Here is a 22,734-nt window from a genome sequence, read left to right on the forward strand (position 1 = left end):
GCAACCCTGGGCAGCCGCGCCGGACCCTTGTGGCGGCCAGTCGGGGGCAGGGTCCTCAGCGAGCAGCGGCCGGAGGGCGCCGAGAAGCGCGCCGATGCAGACGTCGCGCAGCTGAGTACGGGCACAGGTCTCGTGGGTGAGCCAGTCGACGCAGAGGACCTGGACGAAGACCAGCCAGCTCTTCAGGACATCGGACACGGCCTCGCGGACGCTCTCCTCCGCGAGGGGGAGTACGGCCAGCAGTCGTGCACGGAGTGCGTCCAGCTCGTTCGTCATGATCGTCTGGATCACCGGGTCGCCCGCGAGGACCCGGTTCGCCGCGAGGACGGCGTTGCGGTTCGCCACGAAGTAGTCGAGATGGACGTCCATGCCCTGGATGAGCTGCTCCACCAGAGGGCCGTCGGGGTCGAGCCGTGTTTCGGCGAGCAGTTGGTCCGCTGCCTGCTGGTAGACGGCTGCGAAGAGGGCGTGCTTGCTCGGGAAGTGACGGTAGAGCAGGGCGCGGGAGACACCGGCCTGTTCGGCGACTTCCTCCATCAGCACATCGGCGTAGGGGTGTGCGGCGAAGAGTTGTGCGCCGACGGCGAGGAGCTGAGCGCGGCGGTCGGCGGGGCTGAGTCGTCGGCGCGGAGGCATGAAACCGAGCTTAGTTGACATGGGTCTACCAGTGCACCCATGGTAGTAGACACATGTCAACTAAGCGTCGTTCAGGACGACTTGGAGGAACCATGGCCAGGACTCTGCGTCTACTCGCACAGCTGATGGGCTGGGCCTGCGTGGCGATCGGCCTCTTCCACGTGGCACTCGGCAACGCGGCGATCCCCGGTGCCGCATCCGCCGGTGCGACGGTCGACAGCTGGGGCCGGTTCATGGGGGCCGCGTTCGCCGGCTACGGGCTGGCCTGGCTCTGGGCCGTGCGGCAGCGCCCGATCCCGGCTCGGGTGGTGCGGTGGCTGGCCGGCGTCTTCCTGCTGGGCGGCGCGGGCCGACTGCTCTCGCTCGCCGTGCACGGCCAGCCGCAGTGGTTTCAGATCGCACTGGCGGTGATCGAACTCGCCCTGCCGCCGGTCTTCTTCTGGCTGGCCGACGCAGAGGAGCGGACCCCGCGTGGCGATGTCGAAGTCGTGCCTGCCGGGCGGTGAAACTGCCTGAGCACGCCCGAATCGGCCACCGTGACGGGGAAGTTGACGGTTGCCGGTGCGGAATCGGTGTGATCGGCGGCAGCGGTCCGCCGTCAGCGTACGGAGCCCTCGGCGCGGGTGCCTGAGCTTGGCCTTCAAGACCTTCTCGTTCGTCTTCGCCTCAGCCACCAGCTCGCGCAGCGTCTTCTCCCCGACCACCGGGAACAGAGCCCGGCGCCCAACCTCGTTAACGGGTGCGCCCCGCACGCGCACCACGCCGGCAAAGAGGCACCCACGCATGCACGAATGACCTGTACGGAAGTGGAAACCGCCGCGTACATGCGTTTCCAGAAGCAGCGCGAGGCCGGCGGGCGTCGTCATCCCCCTCCCGGAAGATCGTCTTACCTGCGCTGCCAGTCATCCCGTGAGCTTCATAGATGCCTTGACTGTCGGCCCGGGCGCCTCGGACCGACGCTGCCGGCCACCGGACCGAGCCACTGATGCGCATCCGGCCGCACGTGACCTTTCAGTCCTTTCTCCCGGGTTCCGGCGAGGCAGAGCACGCCTGACTGGCCCGGAGCATGGCCCTGTAGAGGGCGCGGGGCTCGGGCGAGTCGGGCAGGGGGCCGCGGGCGGGGGCTTCGAAGGACTGGAGCATCAGGGCGACGACGCGTTTCCAGGCGTCGGGAGCAGTGTCGCCGGTGGCGTTGACGACGCCGGCATTGGCCATGTACACCAGCACCAGATCCTCGGGGGTGAAGTCCTCACGCAGACGTCCTGCGGCCTTGGCGCGGCCGATGAGCTGGACGACGCCCTCGTACGCCTGGTCTCGGCGCCCCTCCAGAGCCTTGGCTGTGGGGAAGGTCATGGTCAGCACGTCGGCGAAGCCGTAGTCGCCGGCCTGCATCGCGCAGCCCGTTTCGATGAACCCCACGAGACCGCGCCAGGGATCGGGGTCGTCGAGGGCGACGCCGACCGCGTCGACGTAGGCGTCCATACGGTCGGCGAAGACCGCGGCGACCAGGTCCTCCTTCGTCGGGAACCGGCGGAACAGAGTGGCGATGCCCACCCCCGCCTCGCGGGCCACGGAAGCCATGGAGGCATGCAGGCCGTCACGCCTGAACACCGTGCGCGCGGCGGCGAGTATCCGTGCGCGGTTGCGCTCGGCGTCGCTGCGCAGAGGCTGTGCGACGGGGTCATCGCTGGATGGGGCGCCAAGGTTCATGACACTCAGTCTATCCGAACCGGAATGCCCAATCCATTTTCAGTGTTATCGTGAGCATCGCGGAACCGGACAGGCCATTCCGGATCGCGAATCGGATAGGCCTTTCTGAATCGAGCGACACCCGTGTCAAGGAGTTGATGATCATGCGCGCTGTGACATTGGCGCAGATACCCGGCAGCCGCGAGGTGACCGAGGTGGGTGAACGGGTTCGACCTGGGCACGGTGGCCGGATACCTGCAGAGCATGATGGAGCACCGCTTCCCGCTGATCCCCGGCAAGGACTTCGCCGGCACCGTCGAGGCGGTCGGTGAGGGTGTCGAGGGTTGTCCCTGACGGCGTGGCCGAGCTCACCGCAGTCACCCGCGACGGCGGCGCCATCGCCTCCGCCCTCACCGTCCCCGAGGCCTCGGGGGACCGCAAGCTGCACACCGCCATGATCCAGTCCAACCCGACGCCGACACCCTGTCCACCCTCGCCGGGCAGGTCACCTCCGGCGCCCTCAAGGTGTCGGTGAACTCAGAGTTCGACCTGGAGCGTGCCCCGAGGCATTCGCCGCGTTCGGCGCCGCGCCCTCGGCAAGCCGCGATCACTGTCGCCTGACCAGTCCGTGCCCGGACGCTTCCCCACGAAAGGACTACCACCATGCCCAGCATCGCCATCGTCGGAGCCGGCCCCGGAATGGGCCTCGCCATTGCCCGCACCTTCGGCTCGCGCGGCTACGACGTCGCTCTCATCGCCCGCAACCGCGCCAAGCTCGACGACCTCGTCGGCCGGCTCACCGCCGAGGGCATCACCGCCGCGGCGTTCCCGGCGGACGTGCTCGACCACGACGCACTGACCCAGGCCCTCAAGGACGCCGCCACCCGCTTCGGCGGCATCGACGTCCTGGAGCACTCCCCCTCCCCGGGCAACGGCTCCATAAACTCCATGACCCTCACCTCCCCGTCCCAGATCAGCCCCTCCGACGTGCAGGGATGGATCGACTTCCTGCTCTACAGCGCCATCACCGCCACCCAGGCCGTCCTGCCCGCGATGCGTGAGGCCGGCGCGGGCACCCTGCTCTTCACCAACGGCGCCGGCTCGGTCGACCCCATCCCCATGCTCGGCAACGTCAACCCCGCCCAGGCGGCGCTGCGCAACTGGGTGCTCAACCTGCACAAGGAGCTGGCCGGCACCGGTATCCAGGCCGCGCACGTCGCCATCGGCGTGTGGATCGGCGCGGGCGGCCCTCCCGAAATCCCGACCGCCGAGGCCGAGGACATCGCCCCTCTCTACTGGGACCTGCACACCCAACGCGACGAAGCCGAGCGCGTCTTCACCGCCTGACGCCTCCCACTCTCCCCCGTTGAATCTTGATCCGCTCAATCCCTGTCCGCCGCGGCGATCTCCGCCGCGGCGGGACCGAAGACGAAGGTTTCCGCTCCGATGAACGTGTTCCTGTGGATCCTGCAGGGCGTCCTCGCCACGCTGTTCGCGGCCGCCGGCGTCACCAAGGCCACCCAGCCCCGCGAAAAGCTCATATCCCAGCTGCCGTGGGTCAGTGACGTCTCGACCCCTGTGGTACGTCTGATCGGCGTCGCCGAACTCGCCGGCGCCCTCGGGCTGATCCTGCCGGGTGCTTTCGACATCGCCACCACGCTTACCCCGCTGGCCGCCACCGGCCTCGCTGTGATCATGGTCCTGGCCATGAGCCTCCACGCCCGCCGCAAGGAGCCGCAGGCCATCGGGTTCAACGCGATCCTGCTCATCGTCGCCGCGGTCATCATGTGGGGCCGGTTCGGGCCCCACTCCTTCTGACCACCTGCCCCCTCTCATACCAGCTGGTCTTGCCAGGTGTACTCGGCCTGGGAGTCGCTGAAGAGCAGTAAAGCGCTTCCCGATTCCCATACGGGATCGGCGGTGTCCACGCGCGCGATGCCGGCCAAGGCACCGGGCACCGGGCACCGGGCACCGGGCACCGGGCACCGGGCACCGGGCACCGGGCACCGGCGAACGAATCCCCCGGGGAACCTGCCGAGCCACCCGTCCTACACCCCCGGCGTGAGCCGGACGAGCAGCACTCCAGGTGTGCCCGGCACGTTCACCGTCAGGGCGTCGCCGTCCCACACGGCCTGCCCGGCCCGCGCGGCACGGGGGTGCAGGACATCCGCGCGGACGGCGCCGCCCGCGAGGTGCCGGACCGGCAGGCGCAGCCCGGACGGCCCGCCGCGCCGCCACACCGACAGGTAGGTCACCCCGTCACCGGGCACCCGCAGGCCCAGGGCCAGCCATTCGTCCGTCCAGCCGGGCAGGCCGAGCGGCCAGAACGGCAGGGCCCGCGCGAGGTCCCCGCGGATCGACTTGTAGACCTCCACCGCGTCCCGCACGAGGGCCAGTTGGTGGTCCGCCATGCGGTCGAGGTGGCCGGAGAGGTGGATGCGGCCGAGCAGCGCCCCGCCGAGGGTCCACGAGATCAGCTCGTCGTCGAACCCGGGCTGGGGGTAGGCCCAGACGGCGCCCTGTTCGGGCGGGACCGCGGTCGGCGCGGCGGCGGCGATGGGCGGGTAGCGCAGCGGGTCCTGCTGGTCGCTGGTGGACTGGAGCTGGGCGACGGCGAGCGTGGCGCCGTCCATGCGCATGCCGCCCGAGGCGCAGTTCTCCACCACCAGCCCGGGGTGGCGGTCCAGGACCCCGGAGAGCCAGTCGAGGTAGGCCTGGGCGTGGCCGAGCAGCCCCGCTCCCGGTGCGAGGTCGCCGGGGGCCTGGGTGCCCGGGTCGACGACGATGTTGTAGTCCAGCTTGAGGTAGCCCACGCCCCAGTCGCCGACGATCCGGTCGACCGTCTTGTCGAGGTGGGCGCGGGCGGCCGGGTGCCGCAGGTCGAGCTGGTGACGGCCCTGCTCGGTGAGGCGCACGCCGTCGCGCTGGAAGAACGCCTCGGCGGGCAGCCCGGCGGCGACGGGGCTGCGCACCCCGACGACCTCGGGCTCGAGCCACAGCCCGGGCACCATCCCGCGCTCCCGGATCCGGTCAAGGACCGCCTCGATGCCGCCGTCGGGGAAGCGGCGCGGCGAGGGCTGCCAGGCGCCGACGCTGTCCCACCAGCCCCGGGTGTCGTCGTCGTACCAGCCCGAGTCGACGCAGAAGTACTCGGCTCCGGCGTCGGCGGCGGCGTCGATCAGCGGCAGCAGCTTGGCCGTGGTCGGGTCGCCCATCAGGGTGTTCATGTAGTCGTTGAAGACGACGGGGAGGGCGGTGTGGTCCGGGTGCGGGCGGCGGATCGCCCGGCGGTAGGAGGTCAGGGCGCCCATCGCGGTATCGAGGTCAGGGCCGAGGGCCAGAGCGCCGGGCACGGTGGTGAACACCTCGCCCGGGGCGAGCCGGACCCGCCACTGGTGTTCCGCGTCCGTCGGCCCGTTCAGCGCCAGGTAGCTGCCATGGGCGCGTTCGCCGAGGTCCCAGCGCCAGCCCGCCGGGGACTCCACCTGCCAGACCCAGGCCCGGCCGCCGTACCGCTCGGTCAGGGCGCCCATGGCCAGATGGCCGTCGGTGGGCCAGCTGCCGCGCCCGGTGAGGACGAGGGCGGCGCGGCTGTCGTGCTCGTGGGCGTCGGTGTTGATGTCGGCGACACAGGCCCGCAGCGGCTCGGTGTACCAACGGCACTCGGCGAGCCAGTCGTTGCGGGCCCGGTGGACGTCGAGGGCGTCCGGAGCGGGCAGGCCGCCGAGCAGAAGGCTGCTGACGGACTGCACGACCAGGGGCTCGGGGCCGTCGTTGCGCAGCCGGACGCGGGAGCGGAGGACGGGCAGCCCGGCCGGTGACGTGAGGTCGGCGAACGCCGTCAACCCGCTGTCCGGGTCGTGGAGTTCGACGGTCAGCCACTCCCAGCCGTCCCGTCTGCCGCTGCGGTGGGTCCGGTGGACGAGCCGCGATCCGAAGGCCGTGCCGGTGAAGCGGGGGCCGGACCAGCCGCTGCCGTGGCCGAGGGCCGTGAGTTCCACGAGCGGGAGGGCGGCGGCCGGGTCGGCGGGCCGCTCGTCGCCGGGGCGGGCGAGCCGGACGAGCCGGAGGGTCCCGTCGGCGGCCACGGCGAACCGGACGTCGAGCGCCTCGTGCCCCCAAGTGAACTCGTCCTGCCGCTGGTTGGAGGCCGTGTGCGCCGCATCCGCCGTGCCGGTCAAGGTGCTCCCCCTCCTGGCCCCGCCCCGTTGCCGGGAGCGGCGGCCCGCGTGAATTGCTCGTTACGGTCTCTTGACGACCCAAGTGTGACCGGTCACAATCCTCGCATGAATGTGACCGGTCACACAAGGCGCCCGGCGAGCATCAGGGACGTCGCGACCGCCGCCGGCGTCTCGTACCAGACCGTCTCGCGGGTGATCAACGGACATCCCAGCGTCCGGCCGTCCACCCGGGAGCGAGTGCTGGCCGCCATCGACGACCTGGGCTTCCGCCGCAACGCGACGGCCCTCGCCCTGGCCAGCGGCCGCAGCCGGGCCGTGACCGTGCTCACCGCGAACACCACCCACTACGGCTACGCCTCGATCCTGCAGGGCATCGAGGAGGCCGCCCGCGCCGCTTCGTACGCGGTGGGCATCGGGGTCCTGGAGTCCGCCGAGGACGCTGCCGTCGCCGCGGAGGTGCAGCGCGCGGCGGACGCGGGCGGCGGGCTGATCGTGATCGCCTACGACCCGGCCGGGGTGCGGGCGCTGGGGACCGTGCCCGCCGGGCTGCCGGTCGTCGGCGTGGTCGAGACACCGGCGAGCCCGCCCGCCGGCGAGAGCCCCTGGGTGTGGGCCGACGACCGCGAGGCCGCCTACCAGGCGACCCGCCATCTGCTTGCCCTCGGCCACGAGACCGTGCACTACGTCGCCATCCCGTCCAGCACCCGCCGCACCAGCGCCCGCACCAGCGGCTGGCGGCAGGCGCTCAAGGAGGCCGGCGCTCCCCAACCCAAGCCCGTGCAGAGCAGTTGGGGCCCGGCGGGCGGCCACGCCGCGGGTCTGAAGCTCGCGCGGGACCCGTCCGTCAGCGCGATCCTGTGCGGCAACGACGACCTCGCGCTCGGGGTGCTCCGGGCCCTGCACGAGGCCGGCCGCCCGGTGCCGGGCGAGGTGAGCGTGGCCGGTTTCGACGACGCCCCGCACTCCGCGTTCCTCACCCCGTCCCTGACGACCGTACGCCTGGACTTCACCGGCCTCGGGCGGGCCGCGTTCGGCCTGCTGCACGGGGCGCTGGAGGAGTCGGCGCCGGTCGCCCCGCATCCGGTGTCCGTTCCGGAACTGGTGGTGCGGGAGAGCTCGGGCCCGCCGCCCGCCGATCGCTGAACACCCGTCGCCGGACGAGCAGTTGTGAATCCCGCTCCCTGATCCGAACCGCCTGCTTTCGGAAAGGCACGTGATGAAGAGAAGAGCTCTCCCCGCCCTGGCGCTGATATGCGCCGCCGGCCTGACCGCCAGCGCGTGCAGTGATCCGACCGCCGGGGACTCCGGTCCGGACGACGCCGAGCAGACGGCGGTCGACCCGACCGCCCGCCTCGACGGCGTGAAGCTGACCATGTGGACCGCGCAGAACACGGTCACCGCGCCCAAGCAGGTCATCGACGCCTTCGAGAAGGCCACCGGCGCCACGGTCGACACCCAGGCGATCCCGGACCTCTACGAGCAGAACGTGCCGACGAAGCTGGCCTCCGGCGACCGGCCCGACCTGATGTTCTGGCAGCCGTCCATCTCCACGCTGCCGTTCGTCCAGCCGAAGCAGAACCTGCTCACCCTGGACGGCGAGCCGTGGGTGTCCAAGCTCGGAGACACCGAGAAGTCCCTCGGTGTCATCGACGGCAAACGCTACGCGGCGATCGTCACCAGCCCCGCGATGCTCGGTGTCTACTACAACAAGGACGTCTTCAAGCGGGCCGGGCTGACCGAGAAGGACTTCCCCCGGTCCTACGACGACCTGCTCGCCCTCGGCCACAAGATCGTCGACAAGACCGACGCGGCCGCCTTCTACGAGGCCGGCGGCGACAAGTGGCCCCTGCAGTGGCAGACGCAGGTCCAGCTCACCGACCTCGACCGGCAGTGGTGGGCCGATCTGAACCGGAACAAGAAGAAGTGGACCGATCCGGTCGTCGTCGGTGCCATCAAGAAGTACAAGGAGAAGCTGCTCGACGCCGGGCTCGCCCAGAAGAACTACCGGACGGGCACGTTCACCGGGCAGGCCGACGCGCTGTGGAAGGGCGAGGCCGGCATGGTCCTCAACGTCACCTCCTTCCAGAGCCAGTTGCAGGCCAAGTACTCCACGGCCGAGATCGACCGGAAGATCGGCTGGTTCCCCGTGGCCAACTCCTCGGCCACCGGCCTGTACTCCCCCGACCAGACCAACGGTGTCGTCGCCTTCAAGACCGGTGACGAGAAACGGCAGAACGCGGCCCGCCAGTTCCTCGCCTTCTGGCTCGGCCCGGACTACCCGGACTACATCAAGACGATGAAGATCCCGTCCGTGCAGCCGTCCGTCCCCACGCCCGACGGCCTGCCCGGGACGTCCAAGGCACAGGTCGCGGCCCTGCCGAAGGCCATCGGCGTCTTCCAGGCCAAGGCGATCGTCGCCCCGGACACGCACCTGTACCTGGCCGACATGATCTTCGGCAAGAAGAGCCCCCAGCAGGTCGCGCAGGCGATCCAGGACCAGTTCGCGCAGGTGGCCAAGGCCCAGGGCGCGCCAGGGTTCTGACGATGGCGGACACGGCCGTACGTACCGAGCCCGCGCCGGTCAGGGGCGCGCCGAAGAAGGTGGGGCGGCTGCCACGCGCGGCCGTGCACCACCCCTGGTGGTTCGCGCTGCCCGCGATCGTCGTCTTCGCGGGCTTCTTCCTGGTGCCCAACCTGCTGAACTTCTACTACCCGTTCACCGACTGGTCCTCGTACCACGCGGACATCGCCTTCACGGGCCTGGACAACTTCCGGACCATCGCCGAGGACGGCTCGCTGCTGCGGGCGATCCGCACGACCCTGGTGTACGCGCTGCTGGCGGCGCTGTTCCAGAACGGCTTCGGGCTCGTGCTGGCGCTGCTGCTGGAGGACGACAGCCGCTTCAACCGGTTCTTCCGGGCCGTGTTCTTCCTGCCGGTGCTGATCTCGGCGCTGGCGACCGGCTATGTCTTCCAGGCGCTGCTGGACCAGGACGGGGCGGTCAACTCCCTCCTCGGTACGGACGTTCCGTGGCTCGGGTCGACGACCTGGACGCTGGTGATCGTCACGCTCATCCACGGCTGGAAGTGGATGGGCCTGTCCATGCTGATCTATCTGGCCGGGCTCAAGGGCATCCCCGGCGAGATGCTGGAGGCCGCGAAGTGCGACGGGGCGGGGCCCTGGCGGACCTTCCGGTCGGTGCGCTGGCCGATGCTCGCGCCCGCCGTCACCTTCAACGTCACCACGGCGCTGATCGGTTCGATGAACACCTTCGACATCGTGCAGGCCACGACGGGCGGCGGCCCGGCGGCCTCCACCGAGGTCTTCAACATCTACATGTTCCGCATCTTCGGGCAGGGCCTGTACGCCCAGGCCTCCGCGATGAGCCTCGTGCTGTTCCTGGTCGTGGTCGCGGTGGCGATCCCGCTGGTCGTGGGGCTGCGGCGAAGGGAGCAGATGCTGTGACCGCGGTGTGGCGGTACGGCCGCCCGTCCCTCGTCGTCCTGCTCGCCGCCCTGGCGGTCGGGGTACCGCTGTGGCTGGTGGCCGTCACCTCGGCCAAGCCGCAGGCGGAGGCGATCGAACCGAACCTGGACCTGCCCCGGCACTGGCAGCCCGCGACCAACTACGCGGACGCCCTCAGCGAGGGCGAGATGCTGCGCGGCTTCCTCAACTCGCTGCTGGTCGTGGTGCCTTCGGTGGTCCTGGTGCTGCTCCTGGGGGCGGGCGCCGCCTGGGTCTTCGCCCGCCGCACATCGAAGCTGGTCTCGGCGGCGTACGCGCTCTGCATCAGCGGGCTGCTGCTGCCGCCCGCCGTCATCACCATCGTGATGGAGCTGCGGCAACTGGGCCTGGCGAACACGCGTCCCGGCATGATCGCCGTCTACACCGGCATGTACCTGTCCACGTCGATCTTCTTCATGACGGGCTTCATCCGCGCCTTCCCCGTGGAACTGGAGGAGGCGGCCCGGATGGACGGGGCGTCGCCGTCACGGATCTTCTGGCGGATCGTGCTGCCGCTGCTCCGGCCGGTGATCGCCACCGCGACGATCATGGTGATGCTCTACGCCTGGAGCGACGTCTTCTACGCGTTCTTCGTCCTCGGCGGCGGAGACCGGGCGACCCTGCCGCTCAACCTCTACCAGGTCGCCAGCGCCCAGCTCTACCTGAACAACTGGCACCTCGTCTTCGCGTACGTCGTGGTGATGAGCCTGCCCATGGTCGCCGTGTTCCTCGTCGGCCAGCGAAAGATCGTGTCCGGAATCACCAGTGGAGCCGTCAAGTGACTGGAGGTCCAGCAGCGTGATCACCCCCGCCCGCACGAGAGTCCGCACGAGATCCCGAACCAGAACCGCCCTGATCACAGCACTACTTGGAGCAGCCGCCATGGCAGGCACCCTCCCCGCGGCCGGGCCCGCCGCCGCGGCCGGTCCACAGCGCCTCACCGTCGACCTCGACGCCTCCGAGGGCCCGGTGATGCTGGGCGCCAACGGATCGCTGTACGGCCTCAGCGACGACGGCGTGCCCAGTGACGCCGCGATGGAGCCCCTGAAGATCACCAGCGTCTCGCAGAAGCCCGAGGGCGGCGCCCAGCACCCCAACGGCGACGCGCTCACGGTCTCGAAGTCGTTCTTCCGCAACGGCGGTGGCGAGATCAACGTGATGATGCAGGACATCTACGCCAAGTGGCCCTACGAGGACCTCGGCATCGACGACTACCTCCCCAAGGTCGACAAGATCGTCAAGGAGATATCGGCCGACCCGAACAGCGACCGGTTCGTCTACATCCCGTTCAACGAGCCCGACCAGATCTGGTACAAGCTCGACGTGGCGGACCAGGCGCAGTACGAGAAGAACCGCGACCGGTTCTTCAAGGACTGGAAGACGGTGTACCACCGCATCCGCGCGATCGACCCGGACGCGCGGATCGCCGGCCCCAACGAAGCCGCCTACCACACGCGCCTGCTGAAGGACTTCCTCGCCTTCGCCAAGCGGGAGAACGTGCTGCCCCAGATCATGACCTGGCACGAACTGGGCTCCGGCTCACTGCGCGACTTCCAGGCCCACTACGACGACTACCGCCGGCTGGAGCGCGAGGCGGGCATCACCCCGCTGAAGATCAACATCGACGAGTACGCCAACCGCCGCGACCTGTCCGTGCCCGGGCAGCTCGTGCAGTGGGTGTCCATGTTCGAGCGCAACAAGGTCTACGCGAACATGGCCTACTGGGACGCCGCCGGCAACCTCAGCGGCCATGTGGTGCGCTCCAACATCCCCAACGGCGGCTGGTGGCTGTTCCGCTGGTACGCGGGCCTGACCGGGAACACCGTGCGGGTGACGCCGCCGCAGCCGAACACCATCGACACGCTCCAGGGGCTCGCCTCCCTCGACGCCTCCCGCCGCCAGGCGCAGGTGCTGCTCGGCGGCTCCGCCGGTGACGCGGAGGTGGTCGTACGGGACGTCCCCCGCTCCGTGTTCGGCCGCACGGTGACCGCGACCGTCGCCGAGGCCGCCTGGTCCGGCTACGAGGGGCAGCACGCGGCGCCCCGGGTCCTCGCGCGCACCAAGGTGACGGTGCAGGACGACGGTTCGGTGACGGTCCCGCTGCGCGGGATGCACAAGATGTCGGCCTACCGGGTCGTCCTCACCCCCGGCGGCTCCGGCACCCCGTCCGCGGCCTCCGTTCCGTGGTCGGCGTCGTACGAGGCCGAGGACGCGGCCATCACCGACGGCAAGGTCTACACGCAGGGCACCGTGCAGAACGCCAACGGCTACGCGGCCTCCGGCACCAAGGACGTCGGCTCCCTCAACCAGCCCGGCAGCAAGGTGGCCTTCTCGGTGACGGTGCCGAAGGACGGCGCGTACGACCTGGCCATCCTGTACGGCAACCAGTCCGGCGGCCCGGCCACCCAGAAGCTGTCGGTCGACGGCGGCGACCCGGTGACCGTCGCCTATCCCTCCACCGAGAACTGGACCTACCGCGCCAAGAAGGACGTCACCCTGCGACTGAAGGCCGGGACGCACCAGTTGACCCTGTCCAAGGGCGAGGCCGAGGTCACCCTCGACCGGATCGACCTGACCTCGCGCACCGGTGCCCCGTCCGCGTCGTACGAGGCGACCCTGGCCGACATCAGCGGCCGGCCGTCGTACGACTACGCGTCGTCCGCCGGGGTGGGCACGGGCGCCCTGGTCCTGCGCTCGGGCGACAAGGCCGTCTTCGACGTCTACGCCCCGCGCGACGGCTACTACACGGTCACGCCCCGCTCCACGGCGGCGGTGAAGCTCGCGCTGCACGGCGAGACGGTCACGGCGGCGCCCGGCCGGCCGCTGCGGCTCTACCTGGTCGCGGGCAACAACCGGATCGCCATGACGTCGGCCCACTCCGCCGTCCGCTCCCTCGACGTCTCCGGCGAGGGCTCGGCCGCCGGCACCCTCTCCTACGAGGGCGCCTCGGCGGCGCTCGCCGGCGGGGCCAGGCTCGTCGACTCCCCGCACGCCTCCTCGGGCTCGTACATCGGCCGGCTCGGCAACAGCCCCTCCAGCACCGCCGGGTTCACGGTGGACGCCCCTCGCGCCGGCCGCTACCTCCTGGTCGTCCACTACGCGCACAACGACCGGCGGGACAACGGCCACGCCTACAACACGGACATCATGTCCCGTACCGCCGACATCACCGTCGGCTCCGGCGCGCCGGTGAAGGTCACCTTCAAGAACACCTGGAGCTGGGACGACTACTGGACCGTCGGCGTCCCTGTCGACCTGAAGAAGGGCACCAACACGGTGACGTTCGGCAACGCGAGCGCCTGGGCGCCGAACATCGACCGGATCGAGCTGGGCCGGGTCGTGGGCTGATCCCGTGAGCCACGGGTGACGCAGTGCCGGTTGCGGAGGATCGAACCTCATCCTCCGCAACCGGGGCCCCACCACGCACCGTCTTTTGTCATGGCCGCCGCACGCCCGGGCGGCCATGACCACGGCCCGTCCCGGGCCACGACAACGGGGAGTTCCATGCGTACGAAGCTCGGCTCGGTCCTGGCGGCGACGGTCCTGGCGACCGGCATGGGCGTCGCGATGGCGCCCAGCGCCTCCGCCGCCGACAACTGCTGGGCGGACGGGGACGGCATCCGCTCCTGGTGCCGCAACGTGTCCGGCGCACCGGTGTACGGATACATAGGCAACAACCACATCTACCCCGACCCCACCAAGGTGGTCGGATACATGTACTCCAACCCCAGCTGGTTCTACTGCAAGCTGGACGGCCAGGCCTGGGTCGGCGGGCCGCACCCGACCCGCTGGCTGCTGACCGTGGCCGACAACGGGAAACTCGGCTACATGAAGGACACCGCGATCTACAGCGAGACCGACCCGGTCCGCAACTGCTGACCTCAGGTCACCACGCGACAGTGCCGCAGTCCGCCGAGGAGGCGGGCTGCGGCACCGTCGTGTTCCGGCCGATCTCGCCCTGCCGGGGCCCGGTGTGACATCTCGTCACCCGCATCCCCTATGCTTCTACATGCTTGTAGAAGCTAGTACACGCACGTGAAGGAGTGGACGCCACCATGGTGTTCAAACGACTGCTCGGCGCGCTCGGTGTGGGCGGCCCCACGGTCGACACGGTCCTCGACCCCGGCCCCGTCCGCCCCGGCGGCACGCTCACCGGCCAGGTCCACCTGGTCGGCGGCAAGGCCGACTTCGACATCGAGCACATCACCCTGGAGCTGGTGGCCCAGGTGGAGGCCGAGCACGAGGGCGGTGAGAGCGAGGGCGTCGTGGCCTTCGACCGCTTCACCGTCGGCGGCGGCTTTCGGCTCGCCGAGGGCGAGCGGCGCAGCCTGCCGTTCAGCGTGACCCTGCCCTGGGAGACGCCGGTCACCGAGCTGCACGGCCAGAGCCTGGGCGTCGTCCTCGGGGTGCGCACCGAGCTGTCGGTGGCGGGCGCGAAGGACAAGGGCGACCTGGACCAGCTGACCGTCGCACCGCTGCCCGCGCAGGAGGCCGTGCTCGAAGCCCTCGGGGGGCTCGGCTTCGGCTTCAGGTCGGCCGACCTGGAGTACGGGCGCATCGGCGGCACGGGCCAGCGGCTGCCCTTCTACCAGGAGATCGAGCTCGTCCCCTCGCCCGCTTACGCGCAGCAGGTCAACGAGGTCGAGCTGACGTTCCTGGCGGACCCGGGAGGCATGGAGGTGGTGCTGGAGGCGGACAAGCGGGGCGGCTTCCTGTCGCCCGGCCGTGACGCGCTCACCCGCTTCACCGTCTCCCACGAAGGGGTCGGGCAGCAGGACTGGCCCGCGCTCGTCGACGGCTGGATGCGGCAACTGGTCGAGCACCGGGCCTCGTACGGCTCCCCCGCGGGCTACGGCGCCCCCTTGGGCCACGGCAGCCCCGCCGCCTTCGGCCCGGGCGGCCACGGTCACGACGGGCACCACCACGACGGCCACCGCTCCGGCCCCGGCATGGGCACCGCCGTCGCGGCGGGCGCGGCCGGGCTCGCGGTCGGGGTCGTCGGCGGCATGGTCGCGGGCGAAGTCGTCGACGAGGTCGGGGACTTCTTCGAGGGCGACGAGGACGAGGAGGGCTGACGCCGTCCGGGCCCGGCACTCACAGGGGCGTGGCCGCGTGCAGGATGAGGACCATCGTCACGGCCGAGTTCGCGGAGGACATCGCGGACACGGCCGTGCCCGCTGCCGCGCCCCAGGCCGCCAGGCCGACCGAGGTGAAGGCCGGGGGCCAGGTGCGCACGGCGGGTGCCGGGCCGAGGAGCGCCGCCACGCGGCGGGGCACCGGCCCCGGTGCGGCGAGGCCCGCGAGCGTGGGCACCGGGGTGCCGCGGGAGACGAGCGCGGCCGTGCCGATGGCGCGCGCCACCGTGCGGCGGCTGCCGATCGCCCGGGCCGCCTCCTCGTCGGCCCACCGCTCGGCCGTGTACGCCACGGCGGTGCGCAGCGGCCGCAGGAACGGGTTGGCGCGGGCGGCGAGTTGCACGGCCAGCAGGAAACGGTCGTGCCGGGCGGCGAGGTGCGCCCGCTCGTGGGCGAACAGGGCCCGGCGCTCGGCCGCCCCGAGCCGGTCCAGCAGGGCGGTGGTCACCACGACACGGCCCCCACGCGCGCCCCGGGCACGGCGGCCGCCAGTGCCGCCCGGAGCACCCCCTCCGGTCCGCCTGCCGCCGGGCAGTGCGTAGGCGTAAGGGACGGCGTCGGGCAGGACGGCCACCTCGGTGTCCGGCAGGCCGGCCAGGGCGCGGTGGGCGTGGCGGCGCACCCGGGCGTGCCGCCACAGCGTCCGGGCGCAGGCCGCGACCACCGCGCACAGCGCGGGAATGGCGGCCTTGCCGACGATCTCGTCATGCGGCACCGCCGCCCGCACCTCGGGGTCGGACCAGCCGTCCGGCAGCGGATTGCCGGGCAGTTGGGCGGTGCCCACCACCATCACCAGGCCCAGGCACACGGTGCTGCACAGCGCCAGCACCACGGCGAGCACGGTGAGCAGCCGGGTCGCGGTGCGCGGGTGCAGATGCTGCTCCGCCAGGCGCGCGACCGGCCACGCCGTGAGCGGCAGGACCAGCGGAAGAAAGACGAACACCCCCATGAGGCTTCAGTCTTCCCCCTCGCCGTGGGCCTGATCCAGCAGGCCGCGCAGCAGCCGCTCGTCGTCCGGGTCGAGGCCGGTGACGAAGCTGGCGAGCACGGCCCCGCGGTCGTTCTCGGCGTCCAGCACCTTGCGCATCTTCCGGGCGGCCAGGCCCGCCTGGTCCGAGGCGGGCGTCCAGGCGAAGGACCGGCCGACCCGCTCCCGGGTGACCGCGCCCTTGCCCAGCAGCCGGGTCAGGATCGTGATCACCGTCGTGTAGGCGAGGTCGCCGCCAAGACGTTCCTGCACCCAGCCGGCCGTGGCCGGACCGTCCGCCTCCCGCAGTGCCGACAGCACCAGCGCCTCCAGCTCGCCCTGCCCCCGCCGGGGACGCTGCCGGGGATCCGTCACCGCCCTGCCTCCCTTCCGCCTTCGTTGCCCGTACGGACATCGTATAGATCCGCGGACCGTCCCCCGGTTCTTCTACAGTGCTGTAGATTTTACGGGACCGCACACGCCAAGAAGGAGTACCTCGTGGGAGTTTCCCTGTCCAAGGGCGGCAACGTCTCGCTCAGCAAGGAGGCGCCGGGCCTCACCGCCGTCCTGGTCGGCCTGGGCTGGGACGTGCGCACGACCACCGGCACCGACCACGACCTCGACGCCTCCGCCCTCCTCCTCGACGCCTCCGGCAAGGTCCCCTCGGACGAGCACTTCGTCTTCTACAACAACCTGAGGAGCCCGGACGGCTCGGTCGAGCACACCGGCGACAACCTCACCGGCGAGGGCGAGGGAGACGACGAGAGCGTCAAGGTGAACCTCGCCGCCGTGCCCGTTGGGATCGACAGGATCGTGTTCCCGGTCTCCATCCACGACGCCGACAACCGCGGCCAGAGCTTCGGTCAGGTCCGCAACGCCTTCATCCGGGTCGTCAACCAGGCCGGCGGCCAGGAGATCGCCCGCTACGACCTGTCGGAGGACGCCTCCACGGAGACCGCGATGGTCTTCGGCGAGCTGTACCGGCACGGCGCCGAGTGGAAGTTCCGGGCCGTCGGCCAGGGCTACGCCTCCGGGCTGGCCGGGATCGCGTCCGACTTCGGCGTGAACGTCTGACACGGACCGACCGCGCCGCCGGGCCCGCCAGCGCGTGACCGGGCCCGGCGGCCGCCTCAGCAACCGACCGGGAGACCACGTGGCCCCACCGTCCCGCCTCCGCCCGGAGGACCGCGCCGACTTCGAAGCCGTCCTGCACCTCGCGATGGCCGGCGCGGAGATCCGCGGCGCCCTGCGCGCCGACCCGACCGGCCAGGCCGCCGCGCACCTGCGCGCCCACGCGCTCGCCCACGCCGACGCCATCACGGCGGCGGCCGACGAGCCGTACCGGACCTATCTCGCCGTACGGCGGGCGGCCCGGCGGGAGACACCGCCGCCGCTCGGCACGGGCAGTCTGCTGCCGGCCCTCGCGGTGCTCACCCCGCTCGTGGCGGCCGTCTCCGCCGGGGCGCTGCTGCTGCTCGGCGGCCTGCTCCGGGTGGCCGGCGCGCCGGGCCCGTTGCCCGGCTCGCTCGTCGCGTCCGGCTGGACCCTGGCGCTCGTGGCGGCCGTGACCGGCCTCGTCGCCCTGGCCGCGGTGCTGCGTACGGCCCTGGGCAGGCCCGCCGTCCCACCGGCCCCCGACCAGGTGGAGCACGCCCGGCAGGTCTGGCGGCAGGCGCTGCTCGACCACGGCGTCCTGCCCCACCTGCGCCGGCACCTCACCCCGCATCCCGAGGCGGCGCTCACGCCGTGCTCCCCGCCCGATACGCTCGCGCCGTGCCCGGCCCGGGCGGGAAAGGACAGGACACCATGTTCGGACTGAGCGAGCTCGCGATCATCCTCATCGTCGTCATAGCCGTCCTCGCGGCCAAGAAGCTGCCCGAGCTGGCCCGCTCGGCCGGCAAGTCGGCGCGCATCCTCAAGGCCGAGGCCCGCGCCGCGCGGGAGGAGGAGGCGGGCACGGCACCCGCGCCGCGGGTGGTCCAGGGCGAGATCGTCCCGCCGGGCACCGGCACGACCCCGCCCGGCGCCAAGGCGGCGGACGCCCCGGACCCCCGCTGATCCGTCCTCCCGCTGATCCGTCCCGCGGCTACAGCGTGCGCTCCAGGCGGTCCGCCACCAGCTTGACGAACGTCGCCGGGTCCTTCGGCTGGCCGCCCTCGGCGAGCACCGCCAGCGTGTGGAGCAGTTCCGCGGACTCGGCGAGCTCGGTGCGGTCCTCGCGCTCCCGGTAGGCCTGGTTCAGGCCCTTCACCAGCGGGTGGCCGGGGTTGAGCTCCAGGATCCGCTTGGCGCGCGGCACCTCCTGGCCCATGGCCCGGTACATGTTCTCCAGGGCCGGGGTCAGGTCGTGCGCGTCCGAGACCACGCAGGCCGGGGAGACGGTGAGGCGCGTCGAGAGGCGCACCTCCTTGACGTCCTCCGCCAGCCGCTCCCCCATCCAGCCGAGCAGACCGGCGAACTCCTCGGCCTGCTTCTCCCGCTCCTCGTCGGCCTTCTCCTCCCCCTTGGCGTCCAGGTCGATCTCGCCCTTGGCGACGGAGCGCAGCTTCCTGCCCTCGTACTCGCCCACGGCGTCGACCCACACCTCGTCGACCGCGTCGGTGAGCAGCAGGACCTCGATGCCCTTGTCGCGGAACGCCTCCATGTGCGGGGAGTTCTCGATGCTCTGCCGGGACTCGCCGGTGAGGTAGTAGATGTCCTCCTGGCCGTCCTTCATCCGCTCCAGGTACTGCTTCAGCGTGGTCGGCTCGTCGTCGGCGTGCGTGGTCGCGAACGAGGCCACGGCGAGGATGGCGTCGCGGTTCTCCGAGTCGGTGACCAGGCCCTCCTTCAGGACCGTGCCGAACTCCCGCCAGAACGTGGCGTAGCGGTCGGCGTCCTTGGTCATGAGGTCCTTGACCGTGGACAGCACCTTCTTCGTCAGGCGGCGCTGCATCATCCGGATGTGCCGGTCCTGCTGCAGGATCTCGCGGGAGACGTTGAGCGAGAGGTCCTGCGCGTCGACGACGCCCTTGACGAAGCGGAGGTACGGCGGCAGCAGCGCCTCGCAGTCGTCCATGATGAAGACGCGCTTCACGTACAGCTGCACACCGCGCCGGAAGTCCCGGGTGAACAGGTCGTGCGGGGCGTGCGAGGGGACGAAGAGCAGGGCCTGGTACTCGAAGGTGCCCTCCGCCTGCAGCCGGATCGTCTCCAGCGGCTCGCGCCAGTCGTGGCTGATGTGCTTGTACAGCTCGTGGTACTCGTCGTCGGACACCTCCTCGCGCGAGCGCGCCCACAGGGCCTTCATCGAGTTCAGCGTCTCGGGCTCGGGCGCGCCGTCGCCCTCGCCAGCCTCCGGGACCATCCGGATCGGCCAGGTGATGAAGTCCGAGTACCGCTTGACGATCTCCCGGATCGTCCACGGCGAGGTGTAGTCGTGGAGCTGGTTCTCGGGGTCGGCGGGCTTGAGGTGGAGCGTCACCGAGGTGCCCTGCGGGGCGTCGTCGACGGTCTCCAGGGTGTAGGTGGCCTCGCCCCGGGAGCTCCAGCGGGTGCCCCGGCTCTCGCCGGCGCGCCGGGTGACCAGCGTGACCTCGTCCGCCACCATGAAGGCGGAGTAGAAGCCGACGCCGAACTGGCCGATGAGCCCCTCGGCCCCCGCCGCGTCCTTGGCCTCCTTCAGCTCCTTCAGGAGGGTGGCCGTACCCGACTTGGCGATGGTGCCGATGAGCTGCCCGACCTCGTCGTACGACATCCCGATGCCGTTGTCCCGCACCGTGAGGGTACGGGCCTCCTTGTCGACGTCGATCTCGATGTGCAGGTCGGAGACGTCGGCGTCGAGCGCGTCGTCCCGCAGCTTCTCCAGACGCAGCTTGTCGAGCGCGTCGGAGGCGTTGGAGACGAGCTCGCGCAGGAAGACATCCTTGTTCGAGTAGACCGAGTGGATCATCAGCTGGAGCAGCTGACGGGCCTCTACCTGGAACTCAAACGTTTCGGTCGTCATGGTTCGCGAATACCTCACAGGTCCCACAGTCGCCTGAACTGGTGGCCGTCACTTGAACGGGTGGCAGTCACTGTAAAACACCAAGTCAGGCCACAGACCGGGAATCAGACGAGGTGGGCGAAGACCACCAGGTTCTCGGTGTAGTCCCGGGCCTGGCGGTCGTAGGCGCCGGAGCACGTGATGAGGCGGACCTGGGCGTCGGGGGTGTCGCCGTAGACGCGCTCGCTGGGGAAGTCGTCCTTGGCGAAGGACTCGGCGTCGTCGACCACGAAGGTCGCCCTGCTCCCGTCGGCGCGCGCCACGTGGAAGCGGTCGCCCTTCCTCAGCTCGCTGAGCCGGGCGAACACGGCCGGGGACGTCTTGGTGTCGACGTGCCCGGCGATGATCGCGGTCCCGGCCTCGCCGGGTGAGTGGCCCCCGGCGTACCAGCCGACGAGGTTGGTGTCGTCGGCGGGCGGGGGGTCGAGCTGACCCGAACGGCCGATGGCGAGATCCGTGAAGGGCGCGTCGACCGCGATCTTGGGGATGTGCAGGCGGACCGGCCGGGATCGCGGCAGTCCGGCCCCGGACGTGGCGGACGGCTGCGGAGCCGCGGACGTCGGCGGCGCCTCGGGGACGGCGGGCGCGGCCGAGGCGGCGGGCGCGACGGCCGGCGGGGCGTGCGGAGGGCCGCCGGTGTCGGACGACCCACCGCGGCCGGTGAACAGGCTCACGGTCAGGGCCAGGGCGGCCACGGCCCACACCACCCACACGGCGGTGCGCAGCCGCCGCCTCGGCGGGGCGGGATCTGGTGCGTCGGGGGAAGGAGGGCTGGCTGCCATCGAAGACCACCTCACTCGGGCACGGCAGCGGGAACGGACACGGGCTCGAACAGGGGCACGGGCACGGCGCGCGGGAGGACGAGCCGGACCGCCGCGACGCGACAGACACGTGCGGCGGCCACAGCGGTCATGAGGTCAGGCACCCGTCACGCGGCGCCCCGCGAGGCCTTCTGGCGCCGCAGCGCGTACAGGCCGGTGCCGGCCACCGCCAGCATCGCCAGCCCGCCGGCCGTCACGCCCGGCGAGGCGGCCAGCCCGCCGCCACCGGTGTGCATCCCGCCGCGCGGCTTGTGGTGCTTGTCGTGCTTGCCGTGCCAGGAGCCCTTGTCGTGGTCGTCGTGCTTGCCGTGATCCTCGTGCTTGCCGTGCTCGTCGTGCTTGCCGCCGAACGCGTCCTCGTCGTGCTTGTCCTTCCAGGTGTCGTCGCCGCGCTCGCCGTCCTTGAAGGTGTCCGGCTCGTGCTTGGGGTTGTCCCAGTCGTCGTCGGCGTTCACCGCGGCCAACGCTCCGCCACCGGTGTGGACCCCGCCGCGCGGCTTGTGGTGCTTGCCGTGCCCGAAGTCCTTCCCGTGGTCGTCGTGCCGGCCGTGCTCGTCACCCTTGCCGTGCTCGTCGCCCTTGCCGTGCTTGTCGCCGAACGCGTCCTTGTCGTGCTTGGAGCCGTCCAGGTCGTCGTCGGCGTTCACCGCGGCCAACGCTCCGCCACCGGTGTGGACCCCGCCGCGCGGCTTGTGGTGCTTGCCGTGCCCGAAGTCCTTCCCGTGGTCGTCGTGCCGGCCGTGCTCGTCACCCTTGCCGTGCTTGTCGCCGAAGGCGTCCTTGTCGTGCTTGGAACCGTCCGAGTCGTGGTCCGCGGTCGCGGCGGCCAGGGCTCCGCCACCCGTGTGGACTCCGCCGCGCGGCTTGTGGTGTTTGCCGTCCTTGTGGTGCTCCTTGCTGTAGGAATTGGTGTCGTGGTCCCGGTCACCCATCACCTCGGCGTAGGCGGCGGGTGCGGCGATCGCGAGGGCGGCCGTGGCCGTGGCCGTCGCGAGCAGCATGCGGGCAGAGCGCATCGGTGAATCCTTCCGTCGCGGGCCGGGCAGCTGACGCCTCGCCAGCTCACGAGACCCGGCCTCGACGTGAACCACCGTCAGTCATGCCGGTCCGTCCCACCATCCAGGGCGTTCACTCGGGTTACGACCCCACCCTGACGGCGGCACCCCACCCCCCGTGTCCTGCCGCACGGCCCGCAACCTCCGGCCCGCCGGCACCGTCTCCTACGGCGACACACGGGCCAGGACCGTTCCGGCCCGGACCATCACGGGAGGCGCTCATGGCCATGGTCGGCCTGTTCTGGATCGGCGAGGACTCGGTGTACGTGGGAACCGAGCCGGTGGGAGCGGCCCCGGGGGTACGGCTGACCGAGGCCGGCGTGGAGACGCTGGGGCCCGATCAGAGCGGGTTCCGGGCGTGGGACGAGGTGGTCCGGATCGGGACCGAGGGCGTGCCCGTGCGGTCCGGTGCGCGCAGGATGGCGTCGATGGCGTTCGACGCGGTGCTCGTCGCGGTGACGGGGTACGGCGATCTGCCGCCCGCCTTCCTCGTGGAGGTGGCGACAGCCGAGGAGACCGTCGAGGTCACCGTGCACGCGGCGGTCGCCGGCGGGTTCTATCAGCCGTCCGAGTACGAGCTGTCCGTCGCCCTCCTGGAACGGCTCGCCGACGGGGGTGCCGAGGTCGGCGACCTCCTCGCGTGGGGCCGGGACCACGCGGCCGAGGGCACTCCGCCGCGCGAGGAGCGCGAGGCGCTGCTGCGGAAGTGGGCCGGCGTGTAG

General features: G+C 71.3%; 22 protein-coding genes and 1 pseudogene. 15 read left to right on the forward strand and 8 right to left on the reverse strand.

The window, feature by feature from the left end; all coding sequences use genetic code 11:
• Positions 1-30 precede the first annotated feature (30 nt).
• Positions 31-636, reverse strand: a pseudogene (locus ABZ948_RS11310) (TetR/AcrR family transcriptional regulator); the annotation flags it as partial.
• 92 nt (positions 637-728) lie between these two features.
• Between ABZ948_RS11310 and ABZ948_RS11315 the strand changes: the two are divergent.
• Positions 729-1,142: a DUF4345 domain-containing protein gene (locus ABZ948_RS11315; protein ID WP_359758662.1), complete on the forward strand. Its 414-nt coding sequence runs from the start codon at positions 729-731 to the stop codon at positions 1,140-1,142.
• A 505-nt stretch (positions 1,143-1,647) separates the two neighbouring features.
• On the opposite strand, the gene ABZ948_RS11320 is transcribed toward ABZ948_RS11315, so the two are convergent.
• The gene (locus ABZ948_RS11320; protein ID WP_359758663.1) at positions 1,648-2,346 is read right to left on the reverse strand and encodes a TetR/AcrR family transcriptional regulator; all 699 of its coding nucleotides are present in this window, start codon (positions 2,344-2,346) and stop codon (positions 1,648-1,650) included.
• A gap of 198 nt (positions 2,347-2,544) precedes the next feature.
• Here ABZ948_RS11320 and ABZ948_RS11325 point away from each other — a divergent pair, with 198 nt between their 5' ends.
• From ABZ948_RS11325 to ABZ948_RS11335, 3 genes are all read left to right on the forward strand, one after another.
• Positions 2,545-2,679, forward strand: a complete 135-nt coding sequence (locus ABZ948_RS11325; RefSeq protein ID WP_359758664.1) for an alcohol dehydrogenase catalytic domain-containing protein — start codon at positions 2,545-2,547, stop codon at positions 2,677-2,679.
• 309 nt (positions 2,680-2,988) lie between these two features.
• Positions 2,989-3,672, forward strand: coding sequence for an SDR family NAD(P)-dependent oxidoreductase (locus ABZ948_RS11330; protein ID WP_359758665.1), 684 nt, complete (start codon positions 2,989-2,991; stop codon positions 3,670-3,672).
• 99 nt (positions 3,673-3,771) lie between these two features.
• Complete coding sequence (locus ABZ948_RS11335) at positions 3,772-4,143, forward strand: DoxX family protein (RefSeq protein ID WP_359758666.1); 372 nt, start codon at positions 3,772-3,774, stop codon at positions 4,141-4,143.
• 230 nt (positions 4,144-4,373) lie between these two features.
• On the opposite strand, the gene ABZ948_RS11340 is transcribed toward ABZ948_RS11335, so the two are convergent.
• The gene (locus ABZ948_RS11340) at positions 4,374-6,506 is read right to left on the reverse strand and encodes an alpha-galactosidase (RefSeq protein WP_359758667.1); all 2,133 of its coding nucleotides are present in this window, start codon (positions 6,504-6,506) and stop codon (positions 4,374-4,376) included.
• A gap of 105 nt (positions 6,507-6,611) precedes the next feature.
• Here ABZ948_RS11340 and ABZ948_RS11345 point away from each other — a divergent pair, with 105 nt between their 5' ends.
• The 7 genes from ABZ948_RS11345 to ABZ948_RS11375 all read left to right on the forward strand — a co-directional run bounded on the left by ABZ948_RS11345 (position 6,612) and on the right by ABZ948_RS11375 (position 15,085).
• Positions 6,612-7,649, forward strand: coding sequence for a LacI family DNA-binding transcriptional regulator (locus ABZ948_RS11345; RefSeq protein ID WP_359758668.1), 1,038 nt, complete (start codon positions 6,612-6,614; stop codon positions 7,647-7,649).
• Between the two features lie 73 nt (positions 7,650-7,722).
• Complete coding sequence (locus ABZ948_RS11350) at positions 7,723-9,048, forward strand: ABC transporter substrate-binding protein (protein ID WP_359758669.1); 1,326 nt, start codon at positions 7,723-7,725, stop codon at positions 9,046-9,048.
• A 2-nt stretch (positions 9,049-9,050) separates the two neighbouring features.
• Positions 9,051-9,971, forward strand: coding sequence for a carbohydrate ABC transporter permease (locus ABZ948_RS11355; RefSeq protein ID WP_359758670.1), 921 nt, complete (start codon positions 9,051-9,053; stop codon positions 9,969-9,971).
• Positions 9,968-10,792 carry a carbohydrate ABC transporter permease gene (locus ABZ948_RS11360; protein WP_359758671.1) on the forward strand — a complete coding sequence of 275 codons (825 nt, stop codon included), beginning with the start codon at positions 9,968-9,970 and terminating at the stop codon, positions 10,790-10,792. Before ABZ948_RS11355 ends, ABZ948_RS11360 begins: the two co-directional genes overlap by 4 nt.
• A gap of 100 nt (positions 10,793-10,892) precedes the next feature.
• On the forward strand, positions 10,893-13,358 hold the full coding sequence (locus ABZ948_RS11365) for a carbohydrate-binding protein (RefSeq protein ID WP_359758672.1): 2,466 nt from the start codon (positions 10,893-10,895) through the stop codon (positions 13,356-13,358).
• 156 nt (positions 13,359-13,514) lie between these two features.
• Positions 13,515-13,889 carry a hypothetical protein gene (locus tag ABZ948_RS11370; RefSeq protein ID WP_359758673.1) on the forward strand — a complete coding sequence of 125 codons (375 nt, stop codon included), beginning with the start codon at positions 13,515-13,517 and terminating at the stop codon, positions 13,887-13,889.
• A 176-nt stretch (positions 13,890-14,065) separates the two neighbouring features.
• Positions 14,066-15,085 carry a sporulation protein gene (locus tag ABZ948_RS11375; RefSeq protein ID WP_359758674.1) on the forward strand — a complete coding sequence of 340 codons (1,020 nt, stop codon included), beginning with the start codon at positions 14,066-14,068 and terminating at the stop codon, positions 15,083-15,085.
• Positions 15,086-15,104: 19 nt separating this feature from the next.
• Here ABZ948_RS11375 and ABZ948_RS11380 read toward each other — a convergent pair whose 3' ends face one another.
• The gene (locus tag ABZ948_RS11380) at positions 15,105-16,094 is read right to left on the reverse strand and encodes a M56 family metallopeptidase (RefSeq protein ID WP_359758675.1); all 990 of its coding nucleotides are present in this window, start codon (positions 16,092-16,094) and stop codon (positions 15,105-15,107) included.
• 6 nt (positions 16,095-16,100) lie between these two features.
• A complete protein-coding gene (locus tag ABZ948_RS11385; protein ID WP_359758676.1) occupies positions 16,101-16,487 on the reverse strand; it encodes a BlaI/MecI/CopY family transcriptional regulator in 387 nt (128 codons plus the stop codon).
• A gap of 123 nt (positions 16,488-16,610) precedes the next feature.
• Here ABZ948_RS11385 and ABZ948_RS11390 point away from each other — a divergent pair, with 123 nt between their 5' ends.
• The 3 genes from ABZ948_RS11390 (at position 16,611) to ABZ948_RS11400 (ending at position 18,170) form a co-directional block, all read left to right on the forward strand.
• Positions 16,611-17,186, forward strand: coding sequence for a TerD family protein (locus tag ABZ948_RS11390; RefSeq protein WP_359758677.1), 576 nt, complete (start codon positions 16,611-16,613; stop codon positions 17,184-17,186).
• Positions 17,187-17,265: 79 nt separating this feature from the next.
• Complete coding sequence (locus ABZ948_RS11395; protein ID WP_359758678.1) at positions 17,266-17,931, forward strand: hypothetical protein; 666 nt, start codon at positions 17,266-17,268, stop codon at positions 17,929-17,931.
• Positions 17,919-18,170: a twin-arginine translocase TatA/TatE family subunit gene (locus ABZ948_RS11400; RefSeq protein WP_359758679.1), complete on the forward strand. Its 252-nt coding sequence runs from the start codon at positions 17,919-17,921 to the stop codon at positions 18,168-18,170. Before ABZ948_RS11395 ends, ABZ948_RS11400 begins: the two co-directional genes overlap by 13 nt.
• A 28-nt stretch (positions 18,171-18,198) precedes the next feature.
• On the opposite strand, the gene htpG is transcribed toward ABZ948_RS11400, so the two are convergent.
• The 3 genes from htpG to ABZ948_RS11415 all read right to left on the reverse strand — a co-directional run bounded on the left by htpG (position 18,199) and on the right by ABZ948_RS11415 (position 21,973).
• Positions 18,199-20,097 carry a molecular chaperone HtpG gene (gene htpG, locus ABZ948_RS11405; RefSeq protein ID WP_359758680.1) on the reverse strand — a complete coding sequence of 633 codons (1,899 nt, stop codon included), beginning with the start codon at positions 20,095-20,097 and terminating at the stop codon, positions 18,199-18,201.
• Positions 20,098-20,201: 104 nt separating this feature from the next.
• The gene (locus tag ABZ948_RS11410; protein ID WP_359758681.1) at positions 20,202-20,918 is read right to left on the reverse strand and encodes a class F sortase; all 717 of its coding nucleotides are present in this window, start codon (positions 20,916-20,918) and stop codon (positions 20,202-20,204) included.
• A 146-nt stretch (positions 20,919-21,064) separates the two neighbouring features.
• A complete protein-coding gene (locus tag ABZ948_RS11415; protein ID WP_359758682.1) occupies positions 21,065-21,973 on the reverse strand; it encodes a hypothetical protein in 909 nt (302 codons plus the stop codon).
• 260 nt (positions 21,974-22,233) lie between these two features.
• On the opposite strand from ABZ948_RS11415, the gene ABZ948_RS11420 reads away from it, so the two are divergent.
• Positions 22,234-22,734, forward strand: coding sequence for a hypothetical protein (locus ABZ948_RS11420; RefSeq protein ID WP_359758683.1), 501 nt, complete (start codon positions 22,234-22,236; stop codon positions 22,732-22,734).

The sequence above is a fragment of the Streptomyces olindensis genome, assembly GCF_040645895.1.
In the GTDB taxonomy this organism is placed as follows: Bacteria; Actinomycetota; Actinomycetes; order Streptomycetales; family Streptomycetaceae; genus Streptomyces; species Streptomyces olindensis.

Excerpts from the sequence above, each read along its gene's own strand:
- ABZ948_RS11330 (WP_359758665.1), top strand. The coding sequence starts at position 2,989 with ATGCCCAGCATCGCCATCGTCGGAGCCGGCCCCGGAATGGGCCTCGCC.
- ABZ948_RS11410 (WP_359758681.1), bottom strand. The coding sequence starts at position 20,918 with ATGGCAGCCAGCCCTCCTTCCCCCGACGCACCAGATCCCGCCCCGCCG.
- htpG (WP_359758680.1), bottom strand. The coding sequence starts at position 20,097 with ATGACGACCGAAACGTTTGAGTTCCAGGTAGAGGCCCGTCAGCTGCTC.
- ABZ948_RS11415 (WP_359758682.1), bottom strand. The coding sequence starts at position 21,973 with ATGCGCTCTGCCCGCATGCTGCTCGCGACGGCCACGGCCACGGCCGCC.
- ABZ948_RS11320 (WP_359758663.1), bottom strand. The coding sequence starts at position 2,346 with ATGAACCTTGGCGCCCCATCCAGCGATGACCCCGTCGCACAGCCTCTG.
- ABZ948_RS11350 (WP_359758669.1), top strand. The coding sequence starts at position 7,723 with ATGAAGAGAAGAGCTCTCCCCGCCCTGGCGCTGATATGCGCCGCCGGC.
- ABZ948_RS11420 (WP_359758683.1), top strand. The coding sequence starts at position 22,234 with ATGGCCATGGTCGGCCTGTTCTGGATCGGCGAGGACTCGGTGTACGTG.
- ABZ948_RS11380 (WP_359758675.1), bottom strand. The coding sequence starts at position 16,094 with ATGGGGGTGTTCGTCTTTCTTCCGCTGGTCCTGCCGCTCACGGCGTGG.
- ABZ948_RS11315 (WP_359758662.1), top strand. The coding sequence starts at position 729 with ATGGCCAGGACTCTGCGTCTACTCGCACAGCTGATGGGCTGGGCCTGC.
- ABZ948_RS11345 (WP_359758668.1), top strand. The coding sequence starts at position 6,612 with ATGAATGTGACCGGTCACACAAGGCGCCCGGCGAGCATCAGGGACGTC.
- ABZ948_RS11365 (WP_359758672.1), top strand. The coding sequence starts at position 10,893 with ATGGCAGGCACCCTCCCCGCGGCCGGGCCCGCCGCCGCGGCCGGTCCA.
- ABZ948_RS11375 (WP_359758674.1), top strand. The coding sequence starts at position 14,066 with ATGGTGTTCAAACGACTGCTCGGCGCGCTCGGTGTGGGCGGCCCCACG.
- ABZ948_RS11355 (WP_359758670.1), top strand. The coding sequence starts at position 9,051 with ATGGCGGACACGGCCGTACGTACCGAGCCCGCGCCGGTCAGGGGCGCG.
- ABZ948_RS11400 (WP_359758679.1), top strand. The coding sequence starts at position 17,919 with ATGTTCGGACTGAGCGAGCTCGCGATCATCCTCATCGTCGTCATAGCC.
- ABZ948_RS11370 (WP_359758673.1), top strand. The coding sequence starts at position 13,515 with ATGCGTACGAAGCTCGGCTCGGTCCTGGCGGCGACGGTCCTGGCGACC.
- ABZ948_RS11335 (WP_359758666.1), top strand. The coding sequence starts at position 3,772 with ATGAACGTGTTCCTGTGGATCCTGCAGGGCGTCCTCGCCACGCTGTTC.